At 44.4% G+C, this 12,401-nt stretch carries 15 protein-coding genes; 8 read left to right on the top strand and 7 right to left on the bottom strand.

Features of this window, described 5'->3' with window-relative positions; genetic code table 11:
* Window positions 1-14: 14 nt before the first annotated feature.
* Entirely contained in the window at window positions 15-1,085 is a 1,071-nt protein-coding gene (locus tag ACYX4W_RS07165) for a trypsin-like peptidase domain-containing protein (protein WP_179982451.1), read from the top strand.
* A 190-nt stretch (window positions 1,086-1,275) separates the two neighbouring features.
* Window positions 1,276-2,480 (top strand): IS3 family transposase gene (locus ACYX4W_RS07160; protein WP_476075106.1). Its coding sequence is split into 2 segments (ribosomal slippage): window positions 1,276-1,648 and window positions 1,648-2,480, totalling 1,206 coding nucleotides; the frame shifts between segments, so codons are not numbered across the junction.
* A 47-nt stretch (window positions 2,481-2,527) separates the two neighbouring features.
* Here the strand turns inward: ACYX4W_RS07160 and murA are convergent.
* From murA to mlaF, 7 genes are all read right to left on the bottom strand, one after another.
* Complete coding sequence (gene murA, locus ACYX4W_RS07155; RefSeq protein ID WP_476075105.1) at window positions 2,528-3,790, bottom strand: UDP-N-acetylglucosamine 1-carboxyvinyltransferase; 1,263 nt, start codon at window positions 3,788-3,790, stop codon at window positions 2,528-2,530.
* Window positions 3,791-3,802: 12 nt separating this feature from the next.
* Entirely contained in the window at window positions 3,803-4,060 is a 258-nt protein-coding gene (locus ACYX4W_RS07150) for a BolA family protein (protein WP_012517351.1), read from the bottom strand.
* 29 nt (window positions 4,061-4,089) lie between these two features.
* Complete coding sequence (locus tag ACYX4W_RS07145; protein ID WP_476075104.1) at window positions 4,090-4,398, bottom strand: STAS domain-containing protein; 309 nt, start codon at window positions 4,396-4,398, stop codon at window positions 4,090-4,092.
* Between the two features lie 18 nt (window positions 4,399-4,416).
* The gene (locus ACYX4W_RS07140) at window positions 4,417-5,061 is read right to left on the bottom strand and encodes an MlaC/ttg2D family ABC transporter substrate-binding protein (protein WP_476075103.1); all 645 of its coding nucleotides are present in this window, start codon (window positions 5,059-5,061) and stop codon (window positions 4,417-4,419) included.
* A gap of 118 nt (window positions 5,062-5,179) precedes the next feature.
* Complete coding sequence (gene mlaD, locus ACYX4W_RS07135; protein WP_012517348.1) at window positions 5,180-5,653, bottom strand: outer membrane lipid asymmetry maintenance protein MlaD; 474 nt, start codon at window positions 5,651-5,653, stop codon at window positions 5,180-5,182.
* Window positions 5,654-5,662: 9 nt separating this feature from the next.
* On the bottom strand, window positions 5,663-6,439 hold the full coding sequence (gene mlaE, locus ACYX4W_RS07130; protein ID WP_476075102.1) for a lipid asymmetry maintenance ABC transporter permease subunit MlaE: 777 nt from the start codon (window positions 6,437-6,439) through the stop codon (window positions 5,663-5,665).
* Window positions 6,436-7,236 (bottom strand): phospholipid ABC transporter ATP-binding protein MlaF, encoded by an 801-nt coding sequence (mlaF, locus tag ACYX4W_RS07125; RefSeq protein WP_462574418.1) that lies wholly within the window; start codon window positions 7,234-7,236, stop codon window positions 6,436-6,438. Before mlaF ends, mlaE begins: the two co-directional genes overlap by 4 nt.
* Before the next feature lie 847 nt (window positions 7,237-8,083).
* Between mlaF and ACYX4W_RS07120 the strand changes: the two genes are divergently transcribed.
* The 6 genes from ACYX4W_RS07120 to lptB are packed head-to-tail and all read left to right on the top strand — an operon-like array spanning window position 8,084 to window position 12,389.
* A complete protein-coding gene (locus ACYX4W_RS07120) occupies window positions 8,084-9,040 on the top strand; it encodes a calcium/sodium antiporter (RefSeq protein WP_118490202.1) in 957 nt (318 codons plus the stop codon).
* A gap of 2 nt (window positions 9,041-9,042) precedes the next feature.
* Complete coding sequence (locus ACYX4W_RS07115; RefSeq protein ID WP_269917293.1) at window positions 9,043-10,023, top strand: KpsF/GutQ family sugar-phosphate isomerase; 981 nt, start codon at window positions 9,043-9,045, stop codon at window positions 10,021-10,023.
* Window positions 10,024-10,572: a 3-deoxy-manno-octulosonate-8-phosphatase KdsC gene (gene kdsC / locus ACYX4W_RS07110; protein WP_476075101.1), complete on the top strand. Its 549-nt coding sequence runs from the start codon at window positions 10,024-10,026 to the stop codon at window positions 10,570-10,572.
* Entirely contained in the window at window positions 10,569-11,147 is a 579-nt protein-coding gene (lptC, locus tag ACYX4W_RS07105; RefSeq protein WP_269917291.1) for an LPS export ABC transporter periplasmic protein LptC, read from the top strand. Before kdsC ends, lptC begins: the two co-directional genes overlap by 4 nt.
* A complete protein-coding gene (gene lptA / locus ACYX4W_RS07100) occupies window positions 11,116-11,661 on the top strand; it encodes a lipopolysaccharide transport periplasmic protein LptA (RefSeq protein WP_476075100.1) in 546 nt (181 codons plus the stop codon). The genes lptC and lptA overlap by 32 nt, the downstream gene beginning before the upstream one ends.
* A 2-nt stretch (window positions 11,662-11,663) precedes the next feature.
* A complete protein-coding gene (lptB, locus tag ACYX4W_RS07095) occupies window positions 11,664-12,389 on the top strand; it encodes an LPS export ABC transporter ATP-binding protein (RefSeq protein ID WP_476075099.1) in 726 nt (241 codons plus the stop codon).
* The last annotated feature ends 12 nt before the right edge of the window (window positions 12,390-12,401 follow it).

Raw genomic sequence — 12,401 nt, 5'->3', positions numbered from 1 at the left:
AATAAGTGTGACTTGTGACTGGCCGCTCAATATTTAACTTCTTACTAAAATCTATCATCCTAGGCGTTGCCGTTGCGGCTCTACTGTTGATTTTTTTGCCAGAACTTAGGCAAGGTAAGGGGCTCGCCCAAGGCTTTTTTAATGAGCCATCTGTTAGCGCCAGTCGCGAAAGCTATTTTTCAGCGTTGAGCCGGTCCGCACCTGCTGTCGTGAACATTTATAGTGTTAGTATCGAAAACGGCTCAGGTCTATTTCGAAATCAATCTCGTGGGCGTACCAACTTGGGCTCTGGCGTTATCATGACAGAGAATGGCTACCTGCTTACCTGCCACCACGTTGTAGCCAATGCCGACAGTATTTACGTAGCAGTGCAAGACGGTCGTATTTTAGAAGCACAAATTGTAGGTACCGACCCACTCACTGACCTTGCCGTATTGAAAGTCACGGCTGACAACCTACATATTATCCCTCAGGTTTCAGAACCCGATACCCATGTCGGCGACGTAGTAATGGCAATAGGCAACCCCTTCGACTTGGGGCAAACCATAACCCAAGGGATCGTAAGTAGAGCAGGTCGCAATGGCCTGTCGAACTATGTGGATTTCATTCAAACCGATGCTGTATTAAACCAAGGAAACTCGGGTGGTGCTTTGGTAGATAGTAATGGCATTTTGCTGGGTATCACCAACGCCAATTTCCAGGTGCTAGATTCTAACAATCGCGCACGCAATGTAGATGGAATTAACTTCGCTGTTCCTTATGAACTGGCTAAGCGCGTTATGGATGAAATTATCAGTAATGGCCGGGTTGTGCGCGGTCAGCTTGGCTTTGTAGGCGGAGAGAACCGCAACCGACCAGGCATTGATGTACAAGCGGTAGCTAAAGGCAGCCCTGCCGACATCGCGGGTATTCGCCCTGGAGACATCATAGTAGCCATTGATGGTGTGCGTTTGGAAAGCGCATCTAAAACGCTGGATATGATTGCTGAAACAGAGCCTGGCACTGAGCTTGAGATTGAACTTAGCCGCGATGGGCAATCAATCACGTTGACTGCAACTGTTGGAGAACTCCGAGCGGGACAATAGCCTTAGTAGCATTTACCAACAGTTAACGCTTAAACTTCTACAACGCTTGTAGAAAGCATCTGGGAAAAAATTAGGTAGTAAATTTTTATATATAAAAAAGCGCCGCATTAGAAAATGCGGCGCTTTTTCTTGTGCAAGTGACCCATCCTAAATAGCGTTGACACTTTTCAAACTTAATTTGGAGAGTGTAATGAAATCAAATAGCAAAAGAACTCAACGCGATTATTCCCTCGCTTTTAAACTGGCCGTTGTAGACCAAGTTGAAAAAGGCGAATTCACATATAAACAAGCACAAGACCACTACGGAATTCAGGGGTGTTCAACGGTTTTAGTTTGGCTTCGTAAGCATGGTCGTCTAAATTGGACGGGTGGTACACCTAAGCTTCTTAAACGAGGTAACAGCATGGATAAGTCCAAAGTAGAGTTCACTCCAGAACAGCGTATTAAGGCACTGGAGAAAGAGCTTGCTGATACGAAAATGAAAGCTGATTTCTTTGAAGCCGTCGTGAATGTTCTTGAAACTGATTATGGAGTAAGCGTTGTAAAAAAGCGCAAAAGAAAGTCATCCAGGAAAAAGTGATAGACGGGGTTTCCGTAGCCAAAGCTTGTCGTTATCTGAATATTTCTCGCCAGGCCTATTACCAACATTGTGCTCGTTCAATCAAGCGCGAAGCGCATGAGGCTAGAGTCATTCAATTCGTACGTCATGAGCGAATGATTCAACCTCGCATCGGCACTAGGAAACTACAGTATCTTCTTGCGCTCGTAAAAATAGATATTGGTAGGGATCATCTCTTTAATTTACTAAGAGAAAGGCGTCTATTAGTGCCTACAAAGCGTGCCTATCACAAAACAACGAACAGTCATCATCGGTTTCGCTGTCATCCCAATCTTATTAAAGCGGGGTTAAAAGCGGATAAACCCAATCAGCTATGGGTAGCGGATATCACGTACTTACCGACGCGAACTGGAGAGAGTTATGTGAGTCTCATTACAGATGCTTATTCGCGGAAGATTGTGGGCTATCAGGTCGACGATAACATGCGAACGCAGTCAGTAAAGCAAGCATTTACTCGAGCGCTTAAACAAAAAAGCACAAACGAAAAACTCGTACATCATTCTGACAGAGGTATACAGTATTGCTCAGAAGAGTATCAAAAAATCCATAGAAAACATGATGTACAGTGCTCAATGACAGATGGCTACGACTGCTATCAAAACGCCCTTGCAGAGCGGATAAACGGTATTCTTAAAAATGAATACTTACTCCATAAGCCAAGAGATTTAGAAGAAGCGAGAAAGATGGTTGCAGAGTCAGTAACAATCTATAATGGTAGGAGGCCACATCTGGCTCTTAAATACAAAACGCCCGATGAAATACATCGGGCGTTTTAACCGAAATAAGTGTCAACCTATTTCAGGACTAGTCAAAGGTATAAGGTTTACTCTTTAACTCGCTCGATGATGGCTCCTAAGCCACCCAATTTCTCTTCTATCGATTCATAACCACGATCTAAGTGGTAAATACGATTTACGTGAGTCTCACCGTCTGCGATAAGCCCAGCGATAACTAAGCTTGCTGAGGCGCGAAGGTCAGTAGCCATTACTGGCGCCCCTTTCAAGCTTGAACTGCCCTTTGACACGGCTGAGTTAGCTTCAAGTGCGATTTCTGCGCCCATGCGTTGTAACTCTGGCACATGCATAAAGCGATTTTCAAAAATCGTTTCGGTAATTACGCCTGTACCTTCGGCTACGCAGTTAAGGGTAACAAACTGAGCCTGCATATCAGTAGGAAATGCTGGGTGTGGTGCAGTTTTAACACGCACAGCCTGTGGCTTACGCCCTTCCATATCTAGCTCAATCCAGTCTTCGCCTACGGTGATCTTCGCACCAGTTTGCTCTAGTTTGTCTAGTACAGCATCTAACGTATCTGGTGCTGCATGGGTACAGCGAATTTTGCCGCCGGTTACGGCAGCCGCTACCAAGAAAGTACCTGTTTCAATGCGATCTGGCAATACGGCATAATCACAACCATTTAAGGTTTCTACACCTTCAATAGTGATTTTATCGCTTCCTGCACCTTTGATTTTGGCGCCCATCTGAATGAGACAGTTAGCCAAATCAACAATTTCAGGTTCACGCGCGGCGTTTTCTAAAATAGTCGTGCCGTCTGCCAACGCTGCTGCCATCAGTAGGTTTTCGGTAGCGCCTACACTCACCATATCCATAAAGATACGAGCGCCCTTTAGACGACCATCAACTTCAGCACGGATATAGCCTTCGTCTACTTCAATTTTAGCGCCCATCTTTTCGAGGCCAGTTAAATGAAGGTTTACTGGGCGTGCACCAATGGCACAACCGCCAGGTAAAGAGACATTCGCTTTGCCTTGCTTAGCCAGCAACGGCCCAAGCACCAAGATAGATGCACGCATAGTACGTACTAACTCATACGACGCAGTGACGCTTTGGAGTGTGCTGGCATCAATAACGATATCGTTAGGTGCCGGTAGGGCTACTTCTACGCCTAGTTCGCGCAAAAGCGCCGTGGTGGTATTGATGTCCCGAAGACGAGGAACATTGGTATAACGACAAGGGGAATCGGTAAGTAGGCTGGTCATTAACAGCGGCAATGCCGCGTTTTTCGCGCCGGAGATACGCACTGTACCGTTAAGTGCAGGGCTCTTTTTTATTACAAGTTTATCCACGAACGACGCCTATTATTGAGGAATGTTGAACTGGCGCTCGCGCTCCCAGTCTTTTACTGAAAATGTCTTGATGGTAATTGCATGCATGCTGCCGTCCGCAATTTTATCTGCTAAAGGTGCGTATACTGCTTGCTGACGCTTCACACGACTCATTTCGTTAAATGCATCGCTTACCGCAATGATATTAAAATGCGAACCTTCGCCCTTTACGTGGACTTCGTGAAGATCTAACGCATCTTTCAAGATTTTTTCAATTTCAGACAATTCCATAACTTACTTCTTTATTCGATTGATGGTGTTTATTCTACGGGTAAAAAGCTATCCGCGTCGCTAATTTTCGCAAGCTTTTGTAGCTTCTCGGGCATTTTATACAGGGTCATGCTAACACCATTTTGCTTTGCATCCCTAACAGCATTAATAAGCCATGCTAAACCTGCACTGTCTGCACGCTCCACATCGCCTAAATCGACTTGGCACTTTTTGTTACTAACCAATGTGCTACGTTGGTCTCCGCTTAAACTTTCCCAAAAGTTTTTCGACAGCGTTTCACGGTCTAATTGACCGTGAACCACTATTCTACCCGTGTCATTTACCTCGAACAGGCTCACTCAGCCTCTCCTTCGATTTCAATTGGCTCGCCTTGTTTCAAGCTCTACCGGCTTGCCAATTTTGTCACGCATTAGTGCGATAACTGCATCAATGCCATCTTGACGAAGAATTGATTCAAATTCGCTACGCTTACTGTTTAACATACTAATGCCTTCAGCAACCATATCGTAGGCTTTCCATTCGTTCGTTTTGCTGTCTTTGCGAACCTTAAATGCAATCTTAATTTCAGGGCGGCTTGGGTCTTGAACGACCGCGCGTACAGTTACTGACTTTTTATCATCAAAAGAGGATTCAGGCTCAAAGATAACTTCCTGATTGTCATAGTACCCCATCGCCACAGCATACGTAGTCACTAGGTATTGACGGAAAACACTGATGTACTCACCCATCTTTTCCTGAGGCACAGATTTAAAGTGCTTACCTAGTACCATAAAAGCTGCAAATTTATAATCAATGTGCGGCACTAACTCTTCTTCCATAATAGTGCGTAGCATTTCAGGGTCAGCTTTAATTTCAGCCTGATTCGCTTTAATTCGCTCGAATGTGCGGTTAGCCACATCTTGAACCAACTCATAAGGGTTTTGTTCATTAACTTCTTGCGCATTAGCCATACCGGCTATAGACATCATAAAAATGCCAATTGCTACGAAAAACTTTTTCAAAATAACTCTCCTAACTTCAAACTCTTTTAAGCAGACCTGATAATGAGGTATATAGTTTCATCAGGCCGCTGGAATTGATTGACGACTTCGTTATATACGCTCAGTCGCTATGTTGCGATTAGTCTTCGTCGCTACCGCGGTTAAATAAGAACTGCCCGATAAGGTCTTCAAGTACCAACGCTGACTTCGTATCCTGTAGGTAATCACCATCTTGTAAATTGGCGACACCGTCAAAAGAAAACCCTGGCTGGAAACCTACGTATTGCTCACCTAATAAACCCGAGGTCAAAATAGACACAGAGCTTGTTTCAGGGAAGCCGTTGTATTCATTTAAAATAGATAGCTCTACTACCGGTGTGAAATCTTCTTGATCGAGAGAAATAGATGACACTCGACCTACGGTTACGCCACCCACTTTTACAGCAGAGCGAGGCTTTAGCCCGCCAATGTTGTCGAACTTCGCATATAAGGTATAGGTATCGCCTTCGGTTGCGACCGTTTGGTTTGCAACTTTAAGTGCTAACAATAACAAAGCACCTATCGTAAGCATGACAAACACACCAACCATTACTTCCGTTTTATACTTACTCATTCCAATCCCCTACTCGATACCAAACATAAGGGCGGTAAGCACGAAGTCCAGCCCTAATACTGCTAATGATGAATAGACCACCGTCTCGGTAGTCGCTTTGCTGATCCCTTCCGATGTTGGAATAGAATCGTAACCTTTAAATATGGCAATCCACGTCACAACCAAGGCAAAAACGAGGCTTTTTATTACGCCGTTTATAACATCTTGGTTCCAATCAACGGTCGACTGCATGATTGACCAGTAGTTGCCTGCATCAACACCTAACCAGTCTACGCCAACTAAATGACCGCCTAAAATACCAATGGCACTAAAGATAATGGCGAGCATAGGCATAGCTAACATTCCCGCCCAAAAACGAGGAGCAACTATGCGCCTTAGTGGGTCTACTGCCATCATTTCCAAACTACTTAACTGCTCGGTGGCTTTCATGAGGCCAATTTCAGCGGTCAACGCTGACCCGGCACGCCCAGCAAAAAGCAATGCGGTGACTACCGGACCAAGTTCTCGTAAAAGAGAAAGCGCAACCATGGGGCCTAAGCTACCCTCTGCACCGTAATCCACTAGAATGGTATAGCCTTGCAGCGCCATTACCATGCCAATAAATAGGCCAGAAACCATGATGATCAGTAACGACTGAACACCCACTACATAAAGCTGTTTGATAACCAGCGGAACATTTTTAACTCGGGGAACAGCGATGAGTGCGCCAAACAGCATGAGTGCTGCTCGACCAATCGCAGTAACTTTCCCTATAGTTTTAGCGCCTAATGATTGGAAGAACTTCATTTATCTGCCCCCAGAAAGCTTGCTTTCAGGTCTGGCGCTGGGTAATGAAATGGAACCGGGCCATCTGCTTTACCTTTTAAGAATTGCTGAACCAATTCGGAATCACTTTCTTTAATTTGCTGCGCAGTACCTTCACCAATGACGCGTTTATCCGCCAAAATGTAAATATAATCAGCGATGGTCAGCACTTCCGTTACGTCATGGGTCACGACAATGCTTGTTAAGCTGAGTGCATCATTGAGCTCTCGAATAAGCTTTACCAGCACGCCCATGGATATAGGGTCTTGTCCCGCAAAAGGCTCATCGTACATAATTAAATCGGGGTCTAGCGCTATCGCCCTAGCGAGCGCGGCCCTGCGCGCCATTCCACCAGAAAGTTCGCTCGGCATTAATTGCGCGGCGCCTCTCAGACCTACGGCCTGTAGCTTTAAAGCGACAATAGTAGCTATCAAGTCTTCAGATAGCTCAGTATGCTCGCGAAGCGGAAACGCCACATTGTCGAACACGCTCATGTCAGTGAATAGCGCACCACTTTGAAATAGCATGCTCATTCTACGACGGGTTTCGTAAAGAGACTTTCTCGACATAGAGACAATTGAATCGCCGTCGAATTTTACGTCGCCCTCATCTGGCGTTAACTGCCCGCCAATAAGGCGCAACAGCGTGGTTTTACCTATTCCGCTTGGCCCCATTACCGCAGTAATTTTGCCCTTAGGTACCTTCAATGAAATCCCATCATAAATGATACGATCTGCGCGTTTGAAGGTTAGGTTATCTACTTCAACTAAATGATCCATAGTTACTTAAATGTCGACCCCTGACGCTGGATTAATTTCGTTTTTAACGGCAAAATCAATCCACTTAGAAAATATTAAAAGTGTATGAGCGATGTGCATATTCAATTTCTATGCCTTCACACACATAACTCATAAAGTTTACTGAACAGTTTACTTTTAAGAGCCAACAAATTCAAAAAAGTTTACTCTGCAGTGTAGTTTTTTATGTTTACAGGCTGGCTTGTCCAGTAGACATACCTTATGGGCCGTGTAATTTGGAGCCATTGTACGCTTTTTCAAGAGCCTCGCCAAAGTCAAAAAGTTACAAGTTATGTTCTATTAAGACGAATTGTATACCAGACCGCATAGATAATTACCCACTCAGCGAGAGTTAAAAAGTTCGTAATCGCGGCGTGTTACCGCAGGTATAGTGGTTCTACATCAAGGTGACACAACAAAGAGTACGGACATTTTAAACTCGCCCTTCGGGAAGGTCTGGCAAGCTCCCTAGCTTCATTCTGGGAATTTGAAAGGGAACAGCCATTCCTACATTCCCACGCTTTGCTAGGAAACTTGCCAGCGCCTTCTGAGTGGGCAATTATCTACGCGGCCTGGTATTTGTATCCCGCGCTGAAGTGATGCCAGTGCCTTAACTAATTCCCACGGGTAGTTCCAGACTCCATCCTATTTCGTTGTTTATTAACTGAAACTGAATGCTGACCAGCAGTATGTTCAAACTGCAAGAGTGCTTGATAAATGGAAATTCACAGCAAATAGCAATTTTTGGTGAAAATAAAGCAACGCTAGCATAGGCAAATGGCACTCTTTTTGCGACAATCTATCGAAATACTAACTATTACAGGTTGTTGTGCTTTTAAACATTGTCATTTTTCTGGTTGGGCTGATTGTCTTAAGTTGGAGTGCAGACCGTTTTGTGTACGGTGCTTCCGCACTAGCAAAGAACATCGGCATCTCTCCTATGATGATCGGATTAACGATTGTCGCTATGGGCTCTTCGGCACCTGAAATTGTGGTTTCCGCTATTGCCTCTGCAAATGGCAATATGAACACAGCCGTGGGTAATGCCCTTGGTTCAAATATAACTAATATCGCACTAGTGTTAGGTGTAACTGCATTAGTAAAGCCGCTTCTTGTTTCATCTACAACGCTTAAACGTGAACTCCCCGCTCTTCTTATTATCTCATTAATCGCAATCGGATTTATGTTCGATGGTGAGCTAAAGTCTTACGAAGGGATAATCTTACTAGGCCTATTTATATTTGTTTTGGCAATGATGGCTTGGTTATCGCTACAAGTCGATAAAGAAGACCCGTTGGTAGCTGAGACCGCAGATGAAATCCCTAAAGGCGTTTCTAATACATCTGCACTTATCTGGATTGGTGTTGGCCTTGTCGTATTGCCTTTAAGTGCCCACTTTCTTGTAAACTCAGCCGTTGAAATTGCCAGATACATGGGAATTTCTGATTTGGTTATTGGGTTGACGATTATCGCGTTTGGCACAAGCCTTCCTGAATTAGCAGCAAGTGTCGCAGGTGTGCTTAAGGGTGAAGATGATTTAGCACTTGGTAATATTATCGGCTCTAATATTTTCAACTTGCTAGCCGTACTTGGTATGCCAGGTTTAATTGCCCCAGGCTTGCTAGACCCTGACGTTTATAACCGAGATATGTACGTTATGCTCGGTTTAACCTTGCTGTTGTTCTTGTTCAGCTTTGATTTAATTGGAAAGCGTACAATATCAAGAACCAATGGATTTATACTTCTGGCTTGCTTTATCGGCTACCAATATTGGCTGTTCGGATAATCATGAATACACAAACTCAGATGCACTATATCGAATCGGCAAAGCGCGTTATCGACATTGAAACGCAGGCTATTGCCAACCTTGCAGAGCGCTTAAATGATGACTTTATCACTGCATGCAACATTCTTTTCTCATGCAAAGGCAAAGTGGTTGTAAGCGGTATGGGAAAATCTGGACATATCGGTAATAAAATTGCGGCTACGCTAGCCAGTACAGGTACTCCAGCGTTCTTCATGCATCCCGGTGAAGCCAACCATGGCGACTTGGGTATGCTAAGCAAAGGAGACGTCCTATTAGCCATCTCTAATTCTGGTGAAACCAATGAATTAGTTAACTTGCTGCCCGTTGTTAAGCGCTTAGGTATACTGGTAGTGGCAATGACCAACAGTGCCGATAGTTCGTTAGGACAACACGCAGATGTAGTGCTGGATATTAGTGTAGAAAAAGAAGCGTGTTCATTGGGTCTGGCGCCCACATCAAGCACAACGGCCACACTGGTTATGGGCGATGCCCTTGCGGTAGCCCTACTTGACCAAAAGGGTTTCACTTCAGACGACTTTGCCCTGTCGCACCCCGGCGGTAGCTTAGGTAGAAAGCTGCTGCTTAAAGTGAGTGATATCATGCTAAGTGGCAGTGATATCCCACTAGTAAATTTGAATGCAACTGTTGCTGATGCACTTTTAGAAATTTCCAAAAAGGGCCTAGGCATGACTGGTGTTATCGCACCCGATGGTTCGTTAACAGGCGTGTTTACTGATGGTGATTTACGCCGAATACTTGATGCCCGTATAGATGTGCATAGTGCGACAGTAGAAGATGTAATGACCAAAGGCGGCAAAACAACCACAGCAGAGCAGCTAGCTGTAGAAGCCCTAAACCTAATGGAAACCCATAAGATAAGCGCACTGATGGTTACCGATGAAAAGCGCAACCCTGTCGGAGCCTTCAACATGCACATGCTTTTGAAAGCGGGAGTACTCTAAATGACGACAACTCTATACACCGATTTAGACCAGTCACTTTTTGAGCAGTTAGCAAATGTTAAGCTACTGGTTTGTGACGTGGATGGCGTATTTTCAGACGGTCGCATTTACTTGGGCAACGACGGTGAAGAACTTAAAGCTTTTCACACCCGAGACGGATATGGCGTGAAAGCCTTGGTAAGTAATGGTGTTAACGTCGCCGTGATAACAGGACGACGTTCAGCAATTGTAGAAAACAGAATGAAGGCGCTAAACGTAGCACACATTATTCAGGGTGAAGAAAACAAAGCTGACGCCCTCGGCGAATTAATGAAAAGCCTAGGGTTGAACTCAAGCGAAGTTGCCGCCGTAGGAGACGATATGCCCGATACAGGTATGTATCAGCACGTAGCGGTAAAAATTGCGGTTGCCGATGCTCACCCTTTTGTTGCAAAGCAAGCGAACTGGATCACCACACTTCCGGGTGGATTTGGCGCAGTTCGAGAAATATCGGACACCATTTTGCAAGCTAAAGGCGTTGCAAATGATATTTTCGGAGCTAGTGTATGAGCCAGTTTGGCTTCAATCGCTTAGGTTTAAGTATATCGGCGCTATTTATCTTAGCTATGCTTATGTACATCCCAACGTGGATGGAAGAGCAGCCTGAAACTCAAGGTAGTAGCGAAAATGATGCGCTCAAGCCTGCCTACAAGGCCAAAAACTTAACAACAACCTTGTACAACCAAGACGGTGAGTTAAATCACAAAGTCTTTGCAGAGTCGATGGAGCATTACGACCAATTAGGCTTTGTTTTATTCCAGCAACCTAAATATACCCTTTATACAGAAAGCGCTTCATCACCTTGGGTTGTAACTGCCGAGGAAGGAACGCTTTATAACAATGAATTAATTCAGCTTGAAGATAGCGTTGTTATTGAAAATCAAACCAGCGACGATTTTGTCAAAAGTTTATCCACGGAATACATCCAGATAAATTTAGACACGAAACAAATGACATCTGATCAACCCGTTGAGATACTGGGTACGCAATATCTTATTTTAAGCAATGGGTTTAACGCGAATTTACGCACACAAGAATACGAGCTTTTAGATCATGTACAAACGACTTATTCCCCTAGCAACTAGCCTTCTACTTGCCATCGCTAGCGGTGCGGTAATAGCCAGTGAAGAAGATTTTTCACAACCCATTAAGATAGGGTCAAACACCCAGTTTATTGATGGTAAAAACAAAACCGCGCTGTACAAGGAAGATGTACTTATTACCCAAGGTTCACTCCTAATCGAAGCTGATGAAGTAGAAGTAATAGCTACAGATGGTAGCGGCCGTGAAATATTTATCGCCCGTGGCAACCCTGCAAGCTATTCTCAATCACTAGAAGACGGTACACCGGTGTCAGCGAAAGCCAATGAAATTCGCTATGAAGTAATTAATCGCACTATTTCTCTGGCGGGTAATGCTGAGCTACAGCAAGATACCAGTAAAGTGCAAGGTGATAAGATTACGTTCGATATGATTACTGAACAATTGCTTGCAACGGGTGCTGCCGGTGAAGATGGTGAAGGTCGTGTTACCACAGTATTTACTCCTGACACCATTCGTAAAACATCGTCTAAGAAAGACAACGAGGACAATGAATAGCAATGGCAACTTTGAGCGCTAAAAACCTTGCTAAATCGTATAAATCGCGACAGGTTGTTCGCGATGTAAGCCTTTCAGTGTCTACCGGTCAAATTGTTGGTCTTCTCGGCCCTAACGGCGCTGGTAAGACCACCACTTTTTACATGATTGTAGGCTTAGTCAACTTAGACAAAGGCAAGATCGAAATTGATGATAATGAGCTTACTCACCAGCCAATGCATGAGCGCGCACGCCGCGGTATAGGCTACCTCCCGCAAGAGGCATCAATATTTAGGAAGCTTACGGTACATGAAAATATCATGGCCATTTTGCAAACCCGTAAAGATTTAAATTTACAACAGCAAGAAGAAGAAGCAGACGCCCTACTTGATGAATTTAATATCAACCATATACGTAATAGTACGGGGATGAGTTTGTCAGGGGGAGAACGGCGTCGCGTGGAGATTGCTGAGACTCTGGCAGCAAAACCACAATTTATTTTGTTAGACGAACCATTTGCCGGTGTTGATCCAATATCAGTTAATGATATAAAGAAGATAATACAGCATCTGCGAGATAGGGGTATTGGTATCCTTATCACGGACCATAACGTACGCGAAACATTGGATGTTTGCGAAAAAGCGTACATTGTGAGTCATGGCGAGCTTATTGCGCAAGGAACTGCGGAACAGGTTTTAAGTAATCAAAAAGTAAGGGACGTATACCTAGGCGAACAATTCAGGCTATAGTTAGTGTAACCT

It is taken from the genome of Alteromonas sp. ABH4_454, from assembly GCF_056311775.1.
This window is presented reverse-complemented; position numbering and strand designations above follow the sequence as displayed.

Bases quoted from the DNA above. Each gene is read 5' to 3' on its own strand.
- ACYX4W_RS07150 (WP_012517351.1), bottom strand. From the start codon at position 4,060: ATGGAATTGTCTGAAATTGAAAAAATCTTGAAAGATGCGTTAGATCTT.
- mlaD (WP_012517348.1), bottom strand. From the start codon at position 5,653: ATGAGTAAGTATAAAACGGAAGTAATGGTTGGTGTGTTTGTCATGCTT.
- mlaE (WP_476075102.1), bottom strand. From the start codon at position 6,439: ATGAAGTTCTTCCAATCATTAGGCGCTAAAACTATAGGGAAAGTTACT.
- mlaF (WP_462574418.1), bottom strand. From the start codon at position 7,236: ATGGATCATTTAGTTGAAGTAGATAACCTAACCTTCAAACGCGCAGAT.
- ACYX4W_RS07115 (WP_269917293.1), top strand. From the start codon at position 9,043: ATGAATACACAAACTCAGATGCACTATATCGAATCGGCAAAGCGCGTT.
- kdsC (WP_476075101.1), top strand. From the start codon at position 10,024: ATGACGACAACTCTATACACCGATTTAGACCAGTCACTTTTTGAGCAG.
- lptC (WP_269917291.1), top strand. From the start codon at position 10,569: ATGAGCCAGTTTGGCTTCAATCGCTTAGGTTTAAGTATATCGGCGCTA.
- lptA (WP_476075100.1), top strand. From the start codon at position 11,116: ATGTACAAACGACTTATTCCCCTAGCAACTAGCCTTCTACTTGCCATC.
- lptB (WP_476075099.1), top strand. From the start codon at position 11,664: ATGGCAACTTTGAGCGCTAAAAACCTTGCTAAATCGTATAAATCGCGA.